The organism is Candidatus Nitrososphaera evergladensis SR1, from assembly GCF_000730285.1.
Classification (GTDB): domain Archaea; phylum Thermoproteota; class Nitrososphaeria; order Nitrososphaerales; family Nitrososphaeraceae; genus Nitrososphaera; species Nitrososphaera evergladensis.
In genome coordinates, this window is sequence record NZ_CP007174.1 from 718228 (window position 1) to 738649 (window position 20422).

Here is a 20422-nt window from a genome sequence, read left to right on the forward strand (position 1 = left end):
TGTGTTACGCCTGCCGTACACGCGGCTACTGCAAGAAACACTAAAACTATTCCCCGGTTTTGAACCCAATATGCCTGCCTGCCGGTATATTTTCAATCCCGGTCGATCCATCTATATATTATTTCGAGAAAGCCTGCTCACTGCGTCGCACAGGCCTGACCATTTTTCTGACTCTTGCTTGCCCCATTTTTCGTAGCATATCACCTTGGCAAGGTCCATCCTCGGGAGCCAGCCAGCCCGCTCTAAATCCGGCTTTTGCGCAAACTCTTCCACATAGCCGAGGCACAGGTAGGCGACCGGCTTGACGTGCGCAGGTATGCCTAGTATGCGTTCGAGGTCTTCATTTGATAGTATGCTGACCCAGCCGACGCCGACGCCTTCTGCCCTCGCCGCAAGCCACAGGTTCTGAATGGCGCAGCAGACGCTGTATACTCCCGTGTCCTCGATTGAAGTCCTGCCAAGTACGAACGGCCCAAAGCGCGTCGGGTCGTACGTGACGCAGATGTTGAGAGCCGACTCCATTATGCCTTCAAGTTTCAGCCTGGCGTACCTCTCTTGCTTCTCCTTGTCGTTTTCAAGCATCTTTATCGAGCGCTCCCGCTCACGCTCAAACGACTCTTTTACCCTTTTGCGTGTCTGTGCATCTTTTATCAGTATAAAGTTCCATGGCTGCGAAAAGCCGACGGACGGCGCGTGGTGAGCCGCATTCAGTATGCGCAAGAGCGCGTCGTCGGGGATGTCTTTATTCCGTACAAAGTGGGACCTGACGTCCCTCCTTGAAAATATCGCCTTGTACAGGCCCTCCTTCTCCGGGCCGGAAAAAGCGTAATCTACTCCTCTTTCAGCCACTGTGCGTGTCTCTGTGCTTTGGCGCAACACCGCTGGTTATTAGATTTGCTGCTGCGCCCGCAAAATGTTCTTGCTCGCCCTGTCAACGTTTTCCCTGTAGAGGTCGATGCCGACAAACCTGCGCCCAAGCGACACTGCTGAAATGCCCGTGGTCCCCCTGCCGCAGAACGGGTCAAGGACAAAGTCGCCCTTTTTGGTGGCAAAGAGAATTATCTTTTCCACAAGCTCTTCGGGAAATATGGCAAAATGTTCGTTTCCATAGTGCGCCCTTGTCGCTATCTCCCACACGTTTGAGGGGTTCTTGCCGTTTGGGTTGCACACTGCAAATATGGGGTAGTGCTTGTGGTCGCCTATCCTGCGCCGGGTCGCATGACGCTTGAACTTGCGGTAGCACGTCGGGCAGAACTTTTCCGGGTCGTAGCCGTAGGCGCGCGCTATCTCTGAAGTGCTTGGCAGTTCTGAAATCGGCGTTCCTGCAGTTGCGTTGTGGATAATGTCTGCAATGCGCTCTATCTCCTTTCTGTCGGGGTTTTCAGGTGCAAACTGCAGCATCTCCTTTGGCGGGACCCTGTTTCTGCCTTCCACGGCTTCGTTGCCCTGCACCCTTACTGCATCAAGGTCCGCGTACGAGTGCGCATTTTTGGAAAAGAACAGGACGTATTCGTAGGCCTGCGAAAAGTTGTCCCGAGAGCTGGAGCTGATGTTGTTCTTTTTGTACCAGATGATGTCCTCTCGAAACCTGTAGCCTGCACTTGACAGCCTTTCTGCAAGCCTATGGGGCACGCGAAGCTTTTCCTTGCGCCGGCGCGTGTCGCCTATCACTATCCATAGGCTCCCGTCTTCTGCAAGCAGCCTCTTGCACGCAACAAAAATGCCTTCAAGCGCGTCAAGGTACCTTTCAACGTCGCGCTCTTGCCCTATCTCACCCCTGTCGGGGCCATAGTGCCGGTGGCCAAAGTATGGCGGAGACGTTATTATCGCACGAAATGTCCCGGGCTCTAGGCTCTTTGCAATGTCCCGGGCGTCGCCCTGCAGCACCTGAAATGGATCGTCGCCGGCCAAATTTCGTTCTAACAGCGCGTGATCAGATTCTTAACCTTTCCTGCATGCGGCATCTACAAAATGTGTAACAATATATTTGGGCGGAAAAGGTAGTTGGCGTACGGGCGGGTGGTCTAGCTCGGTATGATACCTCGTTGACATCGAGGTGGTCGCGTGTTCAAATCACGCCTCGCCCACTTACTTTTCTCCTCTTTATAATATGTGTATTGTATGTATATGCGCCTGATGCGGGACGTGCAACTATGCTTGCAATCTTTTGCCTTATTAGGGGGCTTGGCTATCATATGTGTCAGTCTTGGCAGCAGCGTACGACGAGCACATCGTAAAATGCAGCATTTGTGGCCGCGCCCTCATTGTCAAGGACACGGTAAACAATGGCGTGGCATTTCTGAGCCACTTGAAGATAGACCACGGGATTACGTATTTTGTGCAGCAGATGACAACAGAAGAAGCAAAGGCCGCGCAAAAAAGAACCAACCAGACGCTTGCACCTTTGGAGTAAAAGATCTACTGTGGTAAGCTGGAGTTACATTGTGGTTTGCAAAAAATGCGGCTACATCTCTGCCGAAAAGCTTCCGGAACAGGAGGCAAAGGACCTTAGACGCTCGCATCTTGAGGGAAGCCACGGCTGCACTATCAGCCACATCACACTCATGAAAGTCAGGACCTAGGTTACTCCTGCCTTTTTGTAGAGCATTCTGACACACTCGCCGTACGTCCTGTACTTGAACTTGATCTCTTCGATGGGGCTGTCCACCTGAAGGCAATCGCGCTTTGTATCAATCTTGTACTTTCTCCCAATGTCCTCCAGTATCGTGTTTACTGTCGCGTTTTGGTACGACTCGACAATAAGCTGTGCCACGATGTTCATTGTGCAGAGCCCGCTTATCAAACTATTCCACGCAAGGTAATGGAAAGCCTAATCAGTCCTTGGCTCTAACCCTAGTGGGTAACGGGGAAGAAATATGGCAATAGATAGCGATGCAGAACAGATATTTCGGGAAAACTATGCGCAGGAGCTGCGCAAGAAAAAGCAGAGCGAGCTGGAAGACGAAAGAAAGAAGGTGAACCAGCAGGGGATGAAAACGCCTGGCAGAAGGGGAGAGGCGATAAAGCATGAAGAAATCGACAAGGAGATAGTACGGCGCTACAAGCTAGGCCAGAAAAAACTATCTTGACCTATGTGCGTGTGTGTATTTAGCAGCAAAAGAAAAACATCGTTTCTATCAGCACTGAATCTTGTCGTCGTCGTGTCGAGTCTATTGCAGCAATAACTCTCTTCTTCTTTTTTTACCGCCTAAAGAGCTTACAGTTTCGTGAAAGTGTTTCTCTACTTCTGTGAGCCTGTCCAGCGAGCCGTCGTTTCCTCTGACCTTGGAAAATGACGTGTCGTGGCGTACCTTGTTCAGAAACGATACGACCTGTTCATTTGTGACACCGTGCTTGATGTCATAGTCAATCTGCCTGCATATGTTTGAAAAGCTGACGTACCTCTTGTGGTTCTTTTTCTCCCACGCAGAAGCATTGGGAGCAAGCCCGCCCACATACTTGACTACTGTTTTTTCCATATGCTTGACGTGCCACTCTCTCATTGGAAAACTATTTTGAGCCAAAATCAGATTTCTATTGTAGCGCGTGCCATATAATCTGAATGGATGCATGCGAGCAAGAGAAAAATGCCTACTTGCGGCACTCTTTGTTTATCTTCGCCTTGCATCTTGTTGCATCGTGCCGCCAGCTTCCATTCCTGAAATATTCAAGGTGCTTGCCACCATCCCTGTCTGCTACGATCCTCTCGTGACCGTCCTTTGGCGCGCCGGAAGTCTCCTTCATGGGAGAGCCAAAACTCCTCAAATTACTTGCGGCCCCTGATTGTTTTGCCTGTGTTCATCATAGAGCAGTGGATCCTATCTAATAAGAACGTACGATATCCAGATCGCATTATTGCAATCATGTTGATATTTATGTGGCAATGTCATTACAGGCGTCAGGGACGTGATGCCACTACGACTACTGGGGTGTTGAACGCCGAACTCCATTGCCATAACACCTTCTCGAACCACCAAAACGGATCTGCCCGCGTTCCGTTTGACTGTGGGGTCGAGATGGCGGCACAGCTGGAAGCCGCCCTTGCAAGGGGTATAGACGTGCTGTTTGTGACAAACCACAACACCCTTGACGGCTACCGCCAGATATTGGAGTATCAGGCAAACCATGCAAAATTTCAAAAGATCACAATTTACCCTGCCGAAGAAGTGACTATAGACACAGGCGGCCACGTACTGGCCTACGGCATATACAGGACTATCCGGCCCGGCATGACTCTTGACGAAACTCTTGACGAGATAAAGAGGCAGGGCGCAGTGTCGTGCGCTGCGCACCCATTTGCAGTATCAAACGGCATACGTGAAAAGGCGCTATATTGTGACATGATAGAGTCATTTAACAGCAACAACGTCGATCGCTTTTCAAACATTGTCGCTAGCAAGTTTGCGCACGACAACTCGATGTCTGAAGTGGCTGGAAGCGACTCGCATGTCCTAAGTACGCTTGGCAAGTGCGTCAACACTATAGAGGCAGAGAACAACCTTGACTCGGTGCTTGATGCCATGTTGCACAGGAGGATAAAGATGGTGTGCAGGGAATACGCCTCACACGACGAACTGTATGAGCACGCCTATTATATAGTCCAGAGCTCCCGCGAGCTCCTGCTTCGACATGCTCTTGAGAACCACCCTCGCTTTTACTGGGTATTAAAATGGGCGCTTGACTCGTACCTTGGAGACTACAAGAGCATGTTGTGGCGGTCGGTGGCTGCATTTTCGCTGTACCTGACAAAACGCGTCTCTGAAAAGGTGAACATGAAGGGCCACAGCCCGCATGTGTTCTCCAACAGGCAGTGGATGAAACTCATAAAGATGAGCCTCCTGCCATAGCCACACCTTTATATTACAATCGTGCCCACGTTACACTAACGAATGTCATACCAGAGACGTGGAAGTGGCGGCTTCGGTGGCAGCTACGGTCCAAAGCCTGTGGAAACAGGTAAAGAATACGAAGTGCAGATAACCGAGACGAGCAGAAAAGGCGACGGCATTGCCAGAGTACAGGGATTCGTGATCTTTGTTACGGGCGGCCAGGTTGGTCAGAAGGTCAAGGTAAAGATTACCAACGTAGGAAACAGGTTCGCCACAGCAGAAATCGCACAATAAAGATCTAATCACGACCCACAAAAACTAACGTGGCAACATTTTGCCGACGATAAAACATCAGCAAAGTGCCACATTATCTTTTTTCATATTATCATTATATTGCTGTTGTCATTATTCTAACCTTGAACTATTTTTTGATGATTGCTGTCGTCGTCATTGCTTGCCACTCTCTTTTGCTGCACCTGCTTTTGCGACGCAAGAAGCGAGCGTTCAAGCTCGTCAATGTCCATGACAAAGCCGTAATAGTCCTTTACAATCTCAAGCGTCGATTCGAAATGCTTGCGGTTGCCCGACGCGGTGGCATCTGACACCAGCACCACGTCATAGCCGTTGTTAAACGCGTCCCGGAGTGAGGTCTCGACGCAGATGGAAGTGTCGATGCCGCAGAACAAGAGCGTGTCGACATCGAGGCTCTTGAGCCACACGCCTATCTCGGTGTCGTGGAAGGCCGAGTCTCTTCTCTTTATCACGATATGGTCTTCCGGCGCTGGTTTTATCGCGTCCACTATTCCTGCGTCCCACGTGTCTCTGACGCATATTGGCCTTCTGCGAATCCTCTCCTCCCTTGCCTTTGGCAGGATCTTGTGCGATCTTGTGAGCAGGTCTATTCCGGACTTTTCCCTGACTGCCTGCGTGTAAAAGACTGGCACGCCTGCGTCCCTGCACAGGGAGATGAGTTTTGCTATTCTTGGGATGACTTGCTGGTAGTGCGCTGTCTCCATTCCGAGGAGGTCGTACGAGCCTCCCTTGCTCACAAAACCATTCTGGACGTCAATTACTACTAGGGCGGGGCTGACCTTGTGGCCCCTGATGGTGGCCATGCCCTATAGAGTAGCAGGCTCGATTAAAAAGAGTTAAGCTATCGCGTTCTTGAAAAAGCCTATAAAGTCATTTTCTGATTAGAAAAGCAGGGCAGTTGCAGCAAAAAAAGACACCAGGCGGCCGGTCGACGACCGCCACCACGCTTGCGGCAGTCCTGCCGGCCGTCGTTGTTGCAGGGCTGCTGGTCTTGACGGCGTCAGGCGACCTAAAGGCGCCAATCGAAGACCTGACCGTGGCGGCTGCTTCTTTATCGGCTGCGGCAATTTCGATTCCCGTGATGCTTGGACAAAAGACCCGCCACGGATACAAGCCGTTTCTGGCGCTGTCTGTCGGACTTGCACTCTGGGCTGTAGCCGAGATACTGTGGGCATACTTTGAGCTTGTGGCAGGAATCGAAGTCCCGTACCCGTCAGTGCCTGACATATTCTATCTGTCCGGCTACGCGTTTGTCGCACTGTTTCTGTTCTCGCTCTACCGGGTCTCTCCAAGGGCGTTTGAGAACAAGATGGTAGTAATAGTAATCGCAATTACCGTCGAGTCGTTCTTTCTCAACTTTTTCCTCATACAGCTGGTGGAAAACATTGTAGGGTTTGCGCAGCCGACGGCAGACGACTGGCTGCTACTTGCCGTCAGCGTCGCTTACCCGCTTCTTGACGGCATCCTGCTTGTGCCGGCGGCGGTCCTGATAACGGGATACCAGCTTGGCATAATGAGCAGGTTCTCAATTTTGCTCTTTGCAGCGGCGGTAGTGCTCTTTGCCGTGGGCGACACTGGATTCAGCTACTTTGCGCTGACCGACTTTGCCGCGCTGCAGGATGAAAAGGTGTGGAACACGTTCTATGCCGTGTCGTACGTGCTATTTGCCGGCTCGCTACTTAGCGTTCTTTTAGAGATGCGCGCAAGCCCCAAGCAAGTTGGCGGGATAAAGGCCGGGGCAACAAAAGACTACTACTAATGATAATGGCGTCTAGGGGAACCCGAGTCCCCTGCCGGACGCAAACCCTACTGCAATGTAGAGGAGCGCAGACGCAGCCAGCGTAAGCACCCAAACAAGCTTGTTCCACGCAAATATCTTTTGCCCGTCAAGACCCATGAATGGTATCAGGTTAAAGATGGCTATCCATGCGTTGAACCTTGCGCCCACCACCAGCAGCTGCGAAGGAGAATCTGATAGCATGAACGCAAGCAGCATTCCGGTGCAAAGAGCTACGTTGGTGAGCGGGCCCACAAGCGATATCTTGCCGTTTCTGCGCTCGCTTATTGACCCGCTTATGAACACTGCTCCCGGCGCTATGAACTTGAACGGAAAGAACGGAAGGGCCGACATTGCAGTCACTATTGCGCCAAAAAATATCACGCGAAATTCCGCCCATGCCCTGTAGAACTGGGCAAGGAATTTGTGCGCAAGCTCGTGGAGCAAAAACGCGCTTACAAATATTGCAATGTACGCAGGCTGGAAGCGAAAGCCAAAAAGCGACATGCCAACAGCCGCTACAAGCGTCATGCCAATGGCAAGGTGGGCTATCTCCGTCTTTGAGAACCTGAGCAGAACCGTGTTTTTCACAATGTTTGCAGCCCGCTCGCCCACGCTTCCTCCTCCCATGCCGCTTACGTACTCTACAAACTCCCTGTCCTTCTCAGGCTGGCGCATAAAGTCGTTTATGAACAGGCAGTTATGGTTTGGAGGCAGCCTGTGTTCTGAGCAGAAGTAGCCCTTGCAGTAGCGACACCTGAACGGAATCTCTTCCTCCCTGCCGCATATCCCGCACTCCAACTACGTGAAGACATACGCATTTCCAAGATAAAAATAGCGCCGGCCAAAAAATTAAAAGTCGTTCCTTCTAACCTTGGGCATATATGCAACTTGAACCCTACCACGGTGGACGCAAGAAGGTCGTAGTATACAACACGTATGCTGACGGAGGCCGGCTTCATTTTGACGTCTTTATTCCGACGGACAAGTCAAACGCCGGACAGGTTTCAAAGGACATGGACGCCCAGGCGGTGGAATACGCCAAAGAGTTCCTGAAGCTGATAGGCAAGCAGTCCACCGGCGACAACATGATGGTGAACATCTGCGAGCGCTGCCACATCGACGACACTTCGCTTTACTCAAACGAGCTGTGGCAGCTTCCCGGAAAAGAAGTGTTCATCTGGCCGATGGAAGGCTGTCCCAAGCCAAACTAGTAGTACAAGCACTGTTATTCCTGCTCTGGCTTGTACCCAAAATTTTTCAGCTCTTTTAGAAAAGTCCAAGGTTCTCTTGCATCCGCGTTCTTGCCAAGGCGGTAGAGCGCCCTTGTAAGGCTGCTTTTCTCCTTTGCAAAGGAGCTTGGGACGTGCATTGCAAGCAAGAACCCCTTTGTCGCAAACACGTCCTTCCAGTCTTTCGGGTAAGGCACGTGAACGGGCGTAAAGTCAAGCGGTATTGCCTCATGGGGCGGCCTGAGCTGCGGGTCGCGGTTTTGCCACAAATATCCAACATAGCCGGGGCTTGCGTCCTTGGCGCTTTTTCTGGGCTTTGTCACCTGCTCCATAATCGCCGGGTCGTGCGTCCTTCCGACCACTACAAACGTGGTTCCGCCGTACCTTTTTGCCGCTGCCTCTCTTTTTGCAGCTTCTCTTGGGGCAGCGGCGCCACCGCCTTTCTTGCCAAAAAAGCCCGTGATATGCACCTGAATTACGGTTCTTTCGGGCTTGTATCCAAACAGCTTTAGGTATTCAAGGATCTCTTGCCTCCTGTTGGGTGGGACCTCTCTTGCCACAACATGCTCAGCAACAGCTCTCTGAGCTTTGGATGCCGATTCCATGCATATGTTTCTCTTGCATTTGTAAAAACAGTTTTTATCTGATTTACACAGTAAAGATAATAAGCAAAAACCATAGAGCTTGCTCTTGTCTTGCACGTAGCAATAACGAAAAAGCCTGAATCCGTGCGCTATACCTTTACGTGGTGCTGCATGAAGATGGCAGGGGCCAAGGAAAAGAACATGGTCAGGGTCACGCCGGATGGCTCTGTGGAACTGTATGACAAAAAGGGCGAGCTTGTAGACCCTGACATGACAAGGTGCCCCTTCTGCAAGACTGCTATCGTGATATCGCACGGCTGATTGGTGTACACAAGGCCCGTCGCCTTTTATTGGGCCAAATCGACAATGTACAGGCTGTAGCCCGTTTCTGAAAACATGGGCGCACCCTTTACCTCGGAAAAAGCATAGCCGGGGACGTTCTTTGCCATTTCATACAGCCCCTGGCCTATCACCACCCCGCACGGCGGGGCAAGCGGGTTCATCTTGGAGGCCATGTTGACCGGCGAGCCAAAGATGTCGTTTACGGACGACGTGGACATCCTTGCCACCACCACTGCGCCGTACTCGCAGCTTATCCTATACTTTATTTCCGGCAGGCCTTCCTTTCCCAGAAGCGCGTTCAGCTGCGGGCCCTTTTCAATCATGGCAAAGCAGCACCTCAGCACCTGCTCAAATGCCAATGCATCGCCGGACTCGGTCGCAGGAAAGTAGTACAGCAGGCTGTCGCCGATGTTCTTGACCACGACGGCGCCGTTGCGGGAGACGACATCAGCAAGGCCGTTAAGGAATATGCTGTAAAAGCGGCTGACCTTGTCTGGCGCCATCTTCATCGTGGCGGCAGTAGAGCCCACCATGTCGACGATGCCGACGCAATAGTTCCTCGTGGACGAAAAGAACTGGAGCAGGAGGTCTATCTGCTGCTTTTCCTTTACGTCATGCTCGGCGCCAGATTGTACAGCAGTGTGGGTTCTGTACTGGTCGTCACTTGACAATAATCAAAACACCAGTCTAGCTCTTGGCTGTAGAGGCTCGCAACTTGCCAATCTCTTCCACCTTTTCAAACAGATTCTCTATCCTAACCGGCTTTCTCAAACACGAATGCACGCCTTTTTTCACCAGCTCTGCCACCTCCGCGTCCGTGATGGATGAGGCGGTGAACAGGACTATGGGGCTGTCCCTTATCCTGCCTGACTGCACAAGCTTGTCAATCACGTCAAGGCCGGAGAAATCCGGCATTGCAATGTCAAGGAAGACAAGGTCAAACTTGCCGTCATTTATCATGACAAGCCCTTCCTTGCCGTTGTCGGACGAAGCCACCTCATGCCCGACGGTGGTGAGAACCTTGACGAGCAGGTCCGTTATGTCGTGGCTGTCGTCAATTATGAGGATTCTCATTTTTTGTTTCTCTCGGTAGACTGAAATAAAAACTAGAGCCCTTGCCCTCTTCGGTGTCGACCCATATCTGGCCGCCAAGGCCGGTGACTATGCCCTTTGATATCGCAAGCCCAAGGCCGGTGCCGCCGTGCTTGCGCTTCAACGAGGTATCTACTTGGTAGAATTTCTTGAACAGGAACCTCTGCTTGTCCTTTGGGATCCCTGGCCCGTTGTCCCTGACGCCAAAGACAATGTCGCCGTCTCTTGCTTCCGCCGTGAGCTCTATCCTGCCTCCCACCTTGGGGACGAAATCGACAGAGTTGTACAAGAGCGCGTTCAGCACCTGTATTATCCTCGTCTCGTCAGACCGCAGCTTCAGGCCCGGCTGTGCATTTACTGCAAACTCGATGTTGTTTTCCTTCATCACAAACTCCAGGTCGCGCTCAACGTTCTTTATCACGCGGTCCACGTCCACCTCTCCGATGTTGAACTTGAATTCGTTCAGCTCCAGCTTTTGCGCGTCAAGCATGTCGCTCACCATTTTCTCAAGCTTGACCGCGTTCTTTTCAATGGTGTCGACTGCTGCACGCTGCTCGCCTGACAGCTTGCCAAGGATTGTGTTTGACTTTAGTGCATCGCACCAGCCTATGATGGGAGTGAGAGGCGTCTTGAGTTCATGCGACGCCATGCTGAGAAACTCGTCTTTCAGCTTGTCCTTGCGCCTGAGCTCCTTGTTTGTGACGTTCAGCTCTTCTACCTGCATCTTGATTATCTCGGCGTTTGCCCTGTCGCGTGCAAGCGCCTCATTCAGGCGCTCCTCTGTGTTTTTCAGGTTGGTGATGTCGCTGTGTATTGCGATGTACTGCTTGGGCTGGCCGTCGTCACCAAGGAACGGCACGATGGTGGTCTTGACCCAGTAGAAGCTCCCATCCTTGGCCCTGTTCTTTATCTCGCCTTCCCATATCTGGCCGGAGGTAATGGTCTTCCACATGTTCTCAAAAAATGCTGGCGGGTGGTATCCTGACTTTAAAATCCGGTGGTTCTGTCCTATGAGCTCCTGTTCCGAATATTTCGAGATCTCTGCAAACCTGCTGTTCACCTTTGTTATCGTGCCGTCTCGGTCGGTTACGGCCACGATGGCAGTTGCGTCCAGCGCGTTTGTCATGTCGGTGAGCTCTTTTGTGCGGTCGCGCACCAGCCGGTTCAGGTTCATGTTGGTCTCAAGCACGCTCTTTCGCATCATGTCAAACTGCTCTGCAAGCCTGCCTATCTCGTCGCCAGACTCGACTCCTACCCTATGGGTGTAGTCGCCCTTTGTGATCTTGTCGGCGGCGTCTCTGAGCCGAGTTATGGGCCTTGAGATGGTCTTTGACACGTACAGTGCTATGGTTACTACAACGCCCGTGATTATAACGCCTGCGATGAGGATAGCGTCGCGCAGCTGCGTTACGGGCTGAAATATCTCTGCCTCGTCAATCTCTGCCAGGAGCACGAACCCGAGGTCACGGGCGCAGTATGACGAGCCAACGATGGGGATGTTCCTGTAGTCGGGGTATACCGCAAAGATCTCGGCGCCTTCGTCAAAGCACTTGTTGACCGCAAGGGTATTGACCGTGGTCCGAAATGCGGCGTTCTCAATGAACCTTGACTCGGAAATGAGCGTCCTGTTGGCATTTACGAGGTAAACCTCGCCAGTCTCCCCGAGGCCCTTGCGGTTTAGCAGGATCTCGTCAAACTTTGCAGTGTCCATCGTGGCCATCATGACGCCTATCGCCGGCGCCGTGCCTATCTGGCCGTTTTTGTATATCGGGACGGTGACTATGGTCTTGCGCTGGCCGTTAACCTGGTCAAATTCAAGAAAACTCTCGTTCACCCCGCGCAGAAACCGCCTATCATGCGACAAGTCCGCGCCTTCCTCCGACCGGTCGGACGAAAAAAGCACGCGCCCGTCGATGCCCATCACCTTGACATTTTCAAGCCCTGCAGGGGTCCCGACCACCTGCCGAAAAGACTCTACGCCTGCCGTAAAGTCGTCTCTGTACTGCTGCATCCTCTGGCTGCTTGCCGCCGAACCGTTCTGGTTCAACTCTGCAATAGCATTTTGGAGCGCGCTGTTTGTGGACATCAGCCGTATCTGTTCTATTCTTGTGTCGATAAGCGAGCGTATGGCCGCGCCCCTGCCTGTGGACTCGCTTATCAGCTGGTCGCTGACTCTTTCGCGCAACTGGTTGTCCGCAGAGATAAAACTGATGAGGGCGACGGCAAAAAGGGTCGTTATGGCAAGAAAGAGGCTGACAAACGTGATCTTGGACCTGATGCTCAGGAAAACAGGCTGGTGCAAGACGTGATAGATCGCACAGCCTGAGAAATAAAAACGATGTCCGCGTATACACTTTACTTTCCAAGCATCCTTCTTACAAACGACGTGGCATGATACATGCCTGGAATGCCAAAGTCCCTTGCAATCATGACCGGGCAGTGGAACCGCTTGAGCATCTGAAGCATCTGCGGGTTGTCAAGGACAGAGAACCTGCCGATGCTTGCACCCATCACCACGATGTCCGGCCTGTACGCATCGATTGCAGAAAACACGTTTGCGGCAGACTCTTGCATACTGGCACCCAGGTGCACCTCTGTCAGGTCGACTCCAAGCTGCGACAAGTAATCAGGCTTCATGGCTACGCTTCCGTCCGTCTCTTCTTCCTTTTTGCTCACGGAAACTAGGTTGACCTTGAACCTGCCAGAGTGCTCAAGCCAGCTTGTGATCTTTAGGACAAGGTTTGCGTGCGGCCCGCCGTCGTATATCACTACCATGTTCTTCTTTTCCTCGGCAGGCACCGCGTGCATCTCAAGGTCCGCCTCGACCTGCTCGCGCACCGGCTCCATTTCCAACTCGTCGCTTTCGGCCGCTATTGCCAAAATGTCGCAAGTGGCAAGGGTCAAAAGCTTTTTGTTCCTGCGCAGCGTCTCAAGATCGGCTATCAGCAGGTTTACCTTTTGCTCCTCTATGGTCGCCAGCATCGCCTCTGTCGCGTCATGCGATATCCTGACCAGATAGTGGCTTGGCACGCCTCTTTTCTCAAACACCTCCTCAAGTGGCTGAAATGCCCGCCGGGCACTTTCCGCAAAGGCCGTGCCGGCAGAAAGCGGGGTCTGGAGGGGAACCGTGATTATGCGAAGCACGTTCACTTCTCCCGCCGTCTCCCTTGCTATTCGAGTCGCGTATTTCGCCAGCCTGTCGGGGTTTTCCGGGCTGTACATAAGAAGCACTCTGTAGGCGCGCCGCTCTTCTGCGCCCTGCTGAGTGACAAGGGGCGCATAGTGCTCCACTTCCTTTTTGAACGTGTACATGCGGTACAGGACAAAGCCGACAAGTATCCACAGGATGGTGATGACCCAGCTGAGCGGCTGCGTGACAAGGAGGTAGATGGCAAGTCCAAGCTTCAAGACTATTCCAATTACCGGTATCAGGGGGAACAGCGGGGTCTTGAAGCCATAGTCAAGCTTGTTGCCGTACATCCTGCGAATAGTGATGACAGAGACGTTGACCTGCGTGAAAAGGAGGAGGAATATCACGCCGGCCGCAAGGGCGATGTCGTTGAGCGGCAGCGCGTATGCCATGACGGCCATTATTATGCCTGAAACGATGGCGGCAACGTAGGGCGTCTTGTTCACTGGGTGTATTTCGCTGAGCTTGTGGGGAAGGTTGTAGTTTCTGCCCATTGCAAGGGCGACCCTTGCCGATGAAAACGTGGTGGCGTTGAGCGCGGCAAGGGTGGACACGATGCCGCCTGCAAGGACCACGAACGCGCCGTACGGCATGAAAAGGTCGACAGCCCTGCTTATGCCAAGCTCCGCGTTGTCGCCTCCTATGAACTTCCACGCTGGCGTGCCGTCAGGCGCGTTTGTTGCGGCCAGCGCCACAAATGCCATCAGGCAGTACAGTGTAACCACGATTGCAAGTGAGATGAATATTGCCTTTGGTATGTTGCGCTTTGGGTTCTTGACCTCTTCGCCCGTCTGGACTATTATCTCGTAGCCCTCAAACGCAATGAACGTAAGGCCCATCGCTGCCACCATGCCGCTTATGCCAAGCGGCAAGAATTGTTCGGAAAACCGCTGCTCCCATCCCGGATTGTTCAGTATGCCCCACAGGCCAAACGCAAGGATGGCCAATATTGCGCCAAGCTGCACCAGAGTCACTGCGGTGCCTGCTTTGCCGGTTTCAGACGTGCCCTTGACGTTGACGTATGTAAATGCCGCTATCGAGGCCACCGCTATCAGCTTGTCGACGGGAAATATCCCAAGGAGCATCTGCGACGGAAGCACGCCTGCAACATTGAGCAGGCTGTACGCAAACGAGCCAAAGCCCACGGCGTAGAGGCTCCCTGCAACAATGTGGGCAAACCACGCCATCCACCCGCTGATGAACGCGTTTGGTCTTGGCAGGCCCTCGCGTATCCACAGGTAGCCGCCGCCGGCCTCCGGCATTGCCGAGCCAAGCTCCGCGTACACCATGGCCGTGAAAAGCGTGATGATGCCGTTTATCACAAACGCAATTATCACTGCGCTTCCTGCAAGCCCTATGGCAGGCCCCGTGAGAACAAATATGGCGCCCCCTATCATGGCGGCTATTCCGACCATTACGACGTCGGTCAGGCCAAGAGTGCGTACCAACTGGTGCTGGCCGTGAGCTTCAGCAGCCGCAGTTGGCCGCTGCCCTCCGTCAGCCGGTGCAGACAACTTAGCAGTGCACTCAATAGCTTGGGAAATAAACGTTTACCATCTCTGTATATAGAGAAGTGAGAAAAACGTTATCACGGCGCCATGCCTTAGTACGCCATACAATGGCGCCCAGCGCAGTGCAGATGGTGAGGGGGCCTGCCACCGTGCAAGTCATTGGTAGGTGTCATGTACTTGGGATGGACGTATCGCTGCGTACGATTGAGGTGAGGGCTGGAAAGGCACTGCCTTTTGAACTGGATGCGGACTGCAAGCTTGACGTGCAGGGCGGCGAGTCGTGGATCGCAGGCGCCGACAACGCCGGCACTTGCATGTGGCAAGAAATCGCAGAAAACATTTTGGCGCTTGGCAGCGCAGCAGCAACAACCGTGGTGGTGATGGTAGTCGGCGCAACAGACACGGGCAAGTCTACCTTTTCAACCTACCTTGCAAACCTTGCCCTTGGCCGCGGCATAGTACCATGCATAGTTGACGGCGACATCGGCCAGGGCGACCTTGCGCCGCCGACGGCCCTTGGCGCGGCAGTCATCAAGGAACAGGTTGTTGACCTGCGGGATGCGCAAGCCGGCCTTTTTGAGTTTGTTGGCGCGATAACTCCTGCCGGCGCAGAAAAGCTGGTGGCGCAAAAGCTAAAGTCGCTCGTTGGCAGGATGAAGAAGACGATGATGATGACGACAACAGCAACGCCTGCAGCAGCAAGCCTGAAAATAGTCAACACGGACGGCTATTCTGATCCTTTGTACAAGTGGATGCTTGCAAGCGTTGTTTCGCCTGACGTTGTCATCTGCATGGGGCAGGACAGCAGCAACAACAATAACGACCTTGCCCGTGCGCTTTTGAGTCGGTGGGAGTTGTTCGTGGCACCTTCATCGAGCGCGCAGGTATTAAAAACACATTCTGAAAGGGTGGGCCGCCGGATGGAGCAGTACATCAGGCATGTCGGAGACGGGCTAGTCTCAAAAAGCACGGACGCGGCACGCTTTTTCTATCGAAACAGGCCTATCCCGCGGAATGCCGTGCTTGCGCTTGGACCGGAAGGGATGTTCGTAGCGCTTGGCTCGCGGCGCAGGATCGCCGGCTTTGGCGTGATAGAGTCGATGGATGCACACCAAGTATCAATAAGGACGGGCGTGCAGGATTTCTCTACAATCCATGCAAGCGAGATCCGGCTGCGCAAAAACCACGAAGAAAGGATCACCTTCTTTTCTTCCCAAGCACGGGGTCCCTGATGCCAAGGGCTGAAAACGCCTCCAGACGCTGCCTGCACGCGTAGCACCTTTCGCAGGGAAGCTCGCCTTCCTGATGGCAGCTCCATGTCATCTCTATTGGGACATGCAGCTTGCGCGCAAGCATTATGACAGCCTTTCTGTCCATCTCCGCCAGAGGGAGCACTATCTGGTACGGCCTGCCGTCGCACAGCAGGCAGCTTTCTGCAAAAAGCGAGTTCATCTTTTCAATGTACGTTCTGGACGCGTCCTTGAAGAATGACGCGTCGTGGCTGTTGTGGCCGCCCACTATCCACTTGGCATTGAGGTACTCTGCATAGTGCGCTGCTATGGAGTAGAACATCATGTTTCTTGCCGGCACGTACGAGGCCCATCTCAGGTCGGAGCCCTTTTCTTTCTTCATCTTGCCACCGCCGTCAAAGTCAGACGCCTCCTTTACAAACGGCACGTCGACCTCTATGACCTGCACGCCGGCCTTTTCTGCAAGGAGCTGAGTAGCGCGCTTTTCCTTGTCAAGCCTACCAAAATAGTTGAACGTGATTGCGGAAACCGAAAACCTTTCAATGGCCCAGTAGAGGCAAGTGGCTGAATCCAGCCCGCCTGAGAGCATGACCAGGGCCTTGTCCATCTAACCCTTTTTCTCTTCCTTCTTGACGCCCGCTATGATGTGCGCGCCCTTGTTGACGCCTTCGTAAATGTAGACGCCAAGCGCCTCCACGTTTGGAGGCATACGCGGCGCAAGCAGCCTGATTATTTCTGTCGACAGGTTTTCCACCGTCGCCTCGCCGGGCATCAGCCAAGTCGTCATCTTGGGCAGCTGCAAATTGAAATATCCACGTGGTCCCTGAAATGAGACGTAATAGTGCGTGTCGTCTTCTTTTTCCAGATACTTTTTGTTGATGAAGAACTTGTGGTCTATCATATTGATGGTATCTTTGATTATGCGCTTTGCCTCGCCAAAGTCGACTACCAAGTTGTTCTTCATGCTCCCTATTATCTCGACCATGACAGTCGACGTGTGGCCGTGCAACACCGAGCATTTTTCCACGAGCGGAAGTATGTGCGCATAGTCAAACGCAAGCGACGGGTCCTCGATAAAGATAGAGCCTGTCTGCGTCCGCTCTGACTCGTCGTAAAAGAACATCGAGTCTATCTCGTCCACTTTGCTGGAATATTTAGAGTGGCCTATTGCGACGATGTCAAGCACCTGCATCTCTTCCTTTATCCTGCGGAACTTTGCCGCGTCCGCTTCTGAATCGACGACCTCTATGTGCCTGCTGCCTGCTACAAAATCCACGCGCACGACCTTGCCATCCGGCAGCGTCACGGGCTGGTCATACTTGTAGTCATGGCCTAGAAAGTCAAGCATCCGTGCAACTGACAGCTCGGCTCTTGTACGCATAAGATTGCCCTTACTGTCGAGGTAGCGCAGATCGCTGTTCAAAACGACCCGTTCGGTGGGCATTAATTTGCTGCCTAACGTGAGCGGCTAGAGTCTATATAAATGGTATTTTTTGCCAGATACCGAATCCTTATTCGATAATCGCCAAACATAACTATTTTTAGGTACGTCTAGACACCAAAGAACACATACATTTTGTCCAATAACCAGAAAAATACAGGATCTATACCCGGCAAGGACCTTGGCAGGGCAATGAACAACCTGCGCAAGTCGCTTGGGCCTACCGTGGTGGACCTCCTCATAACGGACCTGCAGAGGCAGGGCATAACCCTTGCAGGCGGCGAATCGTACTCCATAAAGCAGGTGGAGGGGGCACTGAAAAAGACCTTTGGACAGGACGGGGGCGAGCTTTTAACGGACATGATAAGCAAGTCTTTGCAGGAACCGTGATTACCGTTTTATTCAGGATCTGTATTCTACCTGCCATACATACACATGTCGCTGCTACGTCAGGAACTAGAGTGCGCCCTGCACGATATAGTAAGAGCCGTCTTGCCGGAAAAAAATGTCGCAGTCGCGTTTTCCGGCGGAGTGGACAGCACGCTTCTGGCAGTCATTTGCCGCGACCTTGGCAAGCAGGTGACGCTTGTGACTGTGGGGTTTCCAGACTCGCACGACGTTTCGTTCTCAAAAGAGATTGCGTCAAAGATCGGCCTGCCGCATAAAGTGGTCGAGCTTGACAGCCTTGATTTCAAAAAAGACCTTGCGCACGTCCTGCAGACGATAACATGCGGCAATACCTCTCATATCGAGAACTGCATCGCGTACTATTACATAGCGCAAGCTGCCGGCAAACTTGGGCTTTCGGTGGTGGCAAGCGCCAACGGTTGCGACGAGCTTTTCTGTGGCTACAACGGCTATCGGGCAGTCTACGACAAGGGGGAGTCCGCGATAATGGAGTACATGGAGTCCAAGATAAAAAACGAGCTTGTGCTGGTGCAGGAAATATCTGCCGTCGCAGCCGAGTTCTCGGTGCAGGTGCGCCAGCCCTTCCTCTCTACCGAGTTTGTCGAGTTTGCAAAAAAGGTGCCAATAGACCAAAAGATCAGAGGGGCAAACGACATGGTGCGAAAGCACATCCTGCGCCAGGCAGCCCTTTCTTTGGGCGTACCAGAAGAATCAGCACTCAAACCGAAAAAGGCGTTGCAGTACGGCTCGTATATACACAAAAATTACAAAAAATCTCCGTCCGCTAGGACAGACGGGAAAGAAATGAAAAAAAGCGTGGTCTAGAAAGAGACGCCTAAGGCCCCTTTACGAGGATGCCTTTAAGCTCCTGGTTGTCCAGAAGGGTGTCGATAAGCTTTTGCTGCTCTTCCTTTGGAAGTTCGTTTGACATCTCGAGCGAGTCGATTGCCTTGAGCTTCCAAAAGTTGGTCAGCGCGTTGTCGACAGTCATCTGCGAGTCGTAGACCACCTTGCCAAACGCGGTGAGGGTGTATTTGCCACTCTTTTTCCTAACAAGACCTGACTTTGTCATCCTTGAGAGCCTGGAATAATACTGCTTGCGTGTGAGCTTGGTCTTGCCCTTGAGGCTCTCGCTGTCGATGCTACCATGGGCAATGGTTCTGAAAAGTTCCATCGACCTGTCGTCTGAAATGGTCCTAAGGACTGTGGCTGTTGTCTGGGACTTGGCCATTTTACAACTTTACTCATAATCGTGAGCGTATTATAGCTTAGGTAACTTTTAGCAGTAGTTATGGCTAGAAAGTATCCAGTTTTGGATACTATGTAGCCCTAAAAATACAGCCTAGTGGTCTCTATATGCTAGAGCATAAAGACTCCTATGGGAAGGCCTGAGAGCAGCATCAGGTCAAACGGAAGCAGCCTCTTGTGCTGTTTGCGAATGAAATCCTTGTCCTTTGCGCCCTTTATCGTCTTTGACAGCCTGATGACCATTAAGGCTGCAAATGCGCTTGAGAACGATGCCGTGACAATACCTATGCCGTCAAGTGCATAAATTGCCCAAGATATCCCGGCCATTCCAACTACCATCATCATGCCCATCTTGATGGTGTTTTCTCTGCCTATGACTATTGGTATTGTCCGCCTTCCAGCAGCCTTGTCGCCATCGACGTCGCCTGTGTCATTTAAAACGGACGAAATAAACCTCATCGTGCCTAGCATAAATGCGGCGTGTATGAACACAACAGGACTGCCAACAAGCGGATCAAGGCTATAGGCAGTCGTGGCGCCAAGGGCTGCGCAAAGCATGTAGTAAAGTGCTATCACGACTGTTTTGATGAGAAACCTGTCGTCAAGCGCGATTTTTGGCGCAGAGTACATGATGCCTATTGCAAGCATTGGGGCGACAAGGATCATGCTTGCAAAATTCGCTGTCGCAACTGAGAGCACCACTGCCAAAACATTGGTCCATGTAATAAAGATCCAGGCTTGCTTTTTGGTTACTTGGCCTGACGGCAACGGTCTCTTTTTGCCGTTTGCCCTGTCCAGGTCAACATCGAGGAGATCATTGAGAAGGAACATGCCAGTTGTTATCAACAATGAGATCAGAGGCAGTGGTACTATTCGTTGCACAAGGGTTGCAGCATTTGTTTCTGCCAGCATGGCATCGATGGTTCCTGGGACTAGGAGCAGTCCTGCCATCGTTGCTAGGGCGTATACGATGCCCCATTTCATGCGTGACTGGAACAGAACAAGCTGGGAATGTGCAAAAGAAACTTGGGCCTTTTGCCTGCCAGTTGGGTTCAGACTTGTGATGATAGACATTGCATTGGCACCAAAGAAACACTTTGTAATGTGCTTTTTTTCAGAAAAGTCGCCAGTAACGGCAACTAATAATGTTTATTCTACAAGAGTCCACACTAGATTTAAAGCAGGATTATATTGCTAGGTACTTTT

At 52.3% G+C, this 20422-nt stretch carries 27 protein-coding genes and 1 tRNA gene; 12 read left to right on the forward strand and 16 right to left on the reverse strand.

The features are described 5' to 3' along the window. Window positions 1-111: 111 nt before the first annotated feature. Together bluB and NTE_RS03625 are read right to left on the reverse strand one after the other, a co-directional pair. Window positions 112-849 (reverse strand): 5,6-dimethylbenzimidazole synthase, encoded by a 738-nt coding sequence (bluB, locus tag NTE_RS03620; protein ID WP_148699784.1) that lies wholly within the window; start codon window positions 847-849, stop codon window positions 112-114. Between the two features lie 39 nt (window positions 850-888). Then, window positions 889-1911, reverse strand: coding sequence for a DNA-methyltransferase (locus NTE_RS03625; RefSeq protein ID WP_148699785.1), 1023 nt, complete (start codon window positions 1909-1911; stop codon window positions 889-891). A gap of 102 nt (window positions 1912-2013) precedes the next feature. On the opposite strand from NTE_RS03625, the gene NTE_RS03630 reads away from it, so the two are divergent. The 3 genes from NTE_RS03630 (at window position 2014) to NTE_RS16325 (ending at window position 2582) form a co-directional block, all read left to right on the forward strand. Then, window positions 2014-2087, forward strand: a tRNA-Val gene (locus NTE_RS03630). Window positions 2088-2206: 119 nt separating this feature from the next. Further along, entirely contained in the window at window positions 2207-2413 is a 207-nt protein-coding gene (locus tag NTE_RS03635; RefSeq protein ID WP_148699786.1) for a hypothetical protein, read from the forward strand. Window positions 2414-2423: 10 nt separating this feature from the next. Further along, window positions 2424-2582, forward strand: a complete 159-nt coding sequence (locus NTE_RS16325) for a hypothetical protein (protein WP_158385063.1) — start codon at window positions 2424-2426, stop codon at window positions 2580-2582. Here NTE_RS16325 and NTE_RS03640 read toward each other — a convergent pair. Then, on the reverse strand, window positions 2579-2773 hold the full coding sequence (locus tag NTE_RS03640; RefSeq protein WP_148699787.1) for a hypothetical protein: 195 nt from the start codon (window positions 2771-2773) through the stop codon (window positions 2579-2581). The two genes, NTE_RS16325 and NTE_RS03640, sit on opposite strands and share 4 nt — an antisense overlap. Before the next feature lie 103 nt (window positions 2774-2876). Between NTE_RS03640 and NTE_RS03645 the strand changes: the two genes are divergently transcribed. After that, window positions 2877-3089 (forward strand): hypothetical protein, encoded by a 213-nt coding sequence (locus NTE_RS03645; protein WP_148699788.1) that lies wholly within the window; start codon window positions 2877-2879, stop codon window positions 3087-3089. An 81-nt stretch (window positions 3090-3170) separates the two neighbouring features. Here the strand turns inward: NTE_RS03645 and NTE_RS03650 are convergent, their stop codons facing one another. Both NTE_RS03650 and NTE_RS16330 read right to left on the reverse strand, forming a co-directional pair. Continuing rightward, window positions 3171-3479, reverse strand: a complete 309-nt coding sequence (locus tag NTE_RS03650) for a hypothetical protein (protein ID WP_148699789.1) — start codon at window positions 3477-3479, stop codon at window positions 3171-3173. A gap of 112 nt (window positions 3480-3591) precedes the next feature. Beyond that, on the reverse strand, window positions 3592-3744 hold the full coding sequence (locus tag NTE_RS16330; protein WP_158385065.1) for a hypothetical protein: 153 nt from the start codon (window positions 3742-3744) through the stop codon (window positions 3592-3594). Between the two features lie 272 nt (window positions 3745-4016). On the opposite strand from NTE_RS16330, the gene NTE_RS03655 reads away from it, so the two are divergent. After that, window positions 4017-4847: a PHP-associated domain-containing protein gene (locus NTE_RS03655; RefSeq protein ID WP_148699790.1), complete on the forward strand. Its 831-nt coding sequence runs from the start codon at window positions 4017-4019 to the stop codon at window positions 4845-4847. A gap of 42 nt (window positions 4848-4889) precedes the next feature. Then, the gene (locus NTE_RS03660) at window positions 4890-5123 is read left to right on the forward strand and encodes a TRAM domain-containing RNA chaperone (protein WP_075055557.1); all 234 of its coding nucleotides are present in this window, start codon (window positions 4890-4892) and stop codon (window positions 5121-5123) included. 116 nt (window positions 5124-5239) lie between these two features. Here the strand turns inward: NTE_RS03660 and NTE_RS03665 are convergent, their stop codons facing one another. Then, window positions 5240-5944, reverse strand: a complete 705-nt coding sequence (locus tag NTE_RS03665; RefSeq protein WP_148699791.1) for a cysteine hydrolase family protein — start codon at window positions 5942-5944, stop codon at window positions 5240-5242. Between the two features lie 95 nt (window positions 5945-6039). Between NTE_RS03665 and NTE_RS03670 the strand changes: the two genes are divergently transcribed. Beyond that, complete coding sequence (locus NTE_RS03670) at window positions 6040-6900, forward strand: hypothetical protein (protein ID WP_148699792.1); 861 nt, start codon at window positions 6040-6042, stop codon at window positions 6898-6900. Between the two features lie 12 nt (window positions 6901-6912). On the opposite strand, the gene NTE_RS03675 is transcribed toward NTE_RS03670, so the two are convergent. Further along, window positions 6913-7719: an AN1-type zinc finger domain-containing protein gene (locus tag NTE_RS03675; protein ID WP_148699793.1), complete on the reverse strand. Its 807-nt coding sequence runs from the start codon at window positions 7717-7719 to the stop codon at window positions 6913-6915. Window positions 7720-7802: 83 nt separating this feature from the next. Between NTE_RS03675 and NTE_RS03680 the strand changes: the two genes are divergently transcribed. Next, window positions 7803-8132, forward strand: coding sequence for a DUF2024 family protein (locus tag NTE_RS03680; protein ID WP_148699794.1), 330 nt, complete (start codon window positions 7803-7805; stop codon window positions 8130-8132). Between the two features lie 14 nt (window positions 8133-8146). On the opposite strand, the gene NTE_RS03685 is transcribed toward NTE_RS03680, so the two are convergent. Then, a complete protein-coding gene (locus NTE_RS03685) occupies window positions 8147-8710 on the reverse strand; it encodes a hypothetical protein (RefSeq protein WP_148699795.1) in 564 nt (187 codons plus the stop codon). Between the two features lie 135 nt (window positions 8711-8845). On the opposite strand from NTE_RS03685, the gene NTE_RS03690 reads away from it, so the two are divergent. Further along, the gene (locus NTE_RS03690; RefSeq protein WP_075055561.1) at window positions 8846-9055 is read left to right on the forward strand and encodes a hypothetical protein; all 210 of its coding nucleotides are present in this window, start codon (window positions 8846-8848) and stop codon (window positions 9053-9055) included. A 26-nt stretch (window positions 9056-9081) separates the two neighbouring features. Here the strand turns inward: NTE_RS03690 and NTE_RS03695 are convergent, their stop codons facing one another. From NTE_RS03695 to NTE_RS03710, 4 genes are read right to left on the reverse strand one after another with little or no spacing between them, the layout of a single operon-like run. Next, complete coding sequence (locus tag NTE_RS03695) at window positions 9082-9747, reverse strand: adenylate/guanylate cyclase domain-containing protein (RefSeq protein ID WP_148699796.1); 666 nt, start codon at window positions 9745-9747, stop codon at window positions 9082-9084. 16 nt (window positions 9748-9763) lie between these two features. After that, the gene (locus NTE_RS03700) at window positions 9764-10150 is read right to left on the reverse strand and encodes a response regulator (protein WP_148699797.1); all 387 of its coding nucleotides are present in this window, start codon (window positions 10148-10150) and stop codon (window positions 9764-9766) included. Further along, complete coding sequence (locus tag NTE_RS03705) at window positions 10131-12470, reverse strand: ATP-binding protein (protein WP_148699798.1); 2340 nt, start codon at window positions 12468-12470, stop codon at window positions 10131-10133. The genes NTE_RS03700 and NTE_RS03705 overlap by 20 nt, the downstream gene beginning before the upstream one ends. Window positions 12471-12523: 53 nt before the next feature. Then, on the reverse strand, window positions 12524-14872 hold the full coding sequence (locus NTE_RS03710; protein WP_148699799.1) for an amino acid permease: 2349 nt from the start codon (window positions 14870-14872) through the stop codon (window positions 12524-12526). 104 nt (window positions 14873-14976) lie between these two features. Here NTE_RS03710 and NTE_RS03715 point away from each other — a divergent pair, with 104 nt between their 5' ends. Then, a complete protein-coding gene (locus NTE_RS03715; protein WP_148699800.1) occupies window positions 14977-16101 on the forward strand; it encodes a Clp1/GlmU family protein in 1125 nt (374 codons plus the stop codon). Here the strand turns inward: NTE_RS03715 and NTE_RS03720 are convergent. Together NTE_RS03720 and NTE_RS03725 are read right to left on the reverse strand one after the other, a co-directional pair. Then, window positions 16067-16726, reverse strand: a complete 660-nt coding sequence (locus NTE_RS03720) for a 7-cyano-7-deazaguanine synthase (RefSeq protein ID WP_148699801.1) — start codon at window positions 16724-16726, stop codon at window positions 16067-16069. The genes NTE_RS03715 and NTE_RS03720 overlap by 35 nt on opposite strands. Continuing rightward, window positions 16727-17563: a 6-pyruvoyl trahydropterin synthase family protein gene (locus NTE_RS03725; RefSeq protein ID WP_148699802.1), complete on the reverse strand. Its 837-nt coding sequence runs from the start codon at window positions 17561-17563 to the stop codon at window positions 16727-16729. 132 nt (window positions 17564-17695) lie between these two features. Between NTE_RS03725 and NTE_RS03730 the strand changes: the two genes are divergently transcribed. Continuing rightward, window positions 17696-17950 carry a hypothetical protein gene (locus tag NTE_RS03730; protein ID WP_148699803.1) on the forward strand — a complete coding sequence of 85 codons (255 nt, stop codon included), beginning with the start codon at window positions 17696-17698 and terminating at the stop codon, window positions 17948-17950. A 45-nt stretch (window positions 17951-17995) separates the two neighbouring features. Further along, window positions 17996-18793, forward strand: a complete 798-nt coding sequence (locus NTE_RS03735) for an asparagine synthase C-terminal domain-containing protein (protein WP_148699804.1) — start codon at window positions 17996-17998, stop codon at window positions 18791-18793. A 10-nt stretch (window positions 18794-18803) separates the two neighbouring features. On the opposite strand, the gene NTE_RS03740 is transcribed toward NTE_RS03735, so the two are convergent. Together NTE_RS03740 and NTE_RS03745 are read right to left on the reverse strand one after the other, a co-directional pair. Further along, on the reverse strand, window positions 18804-19199 hold the full coding sequence (locus NTE_RS03740) for a hypothetical protein (protein WP_075055571.1): 396 nt from the start codon (window positions 19197-19199) through the stop codon (window positions 18804-18806). A gap of 128 nt (window positions 19200-19327) precedes the next feature. Beyond that, window positions 19328-20290, reverse strand: a complete 963-nt coding sequence (locus NTE_RS03745; protein ID WP_148699805.1) for a UbiA family prenyltransferase — start codon at window positions 20288-20290, stop codon at window positions 19328-19330. Between the last annotated feature and the right edge of the window lie 132 nt (window positions 20291-20422).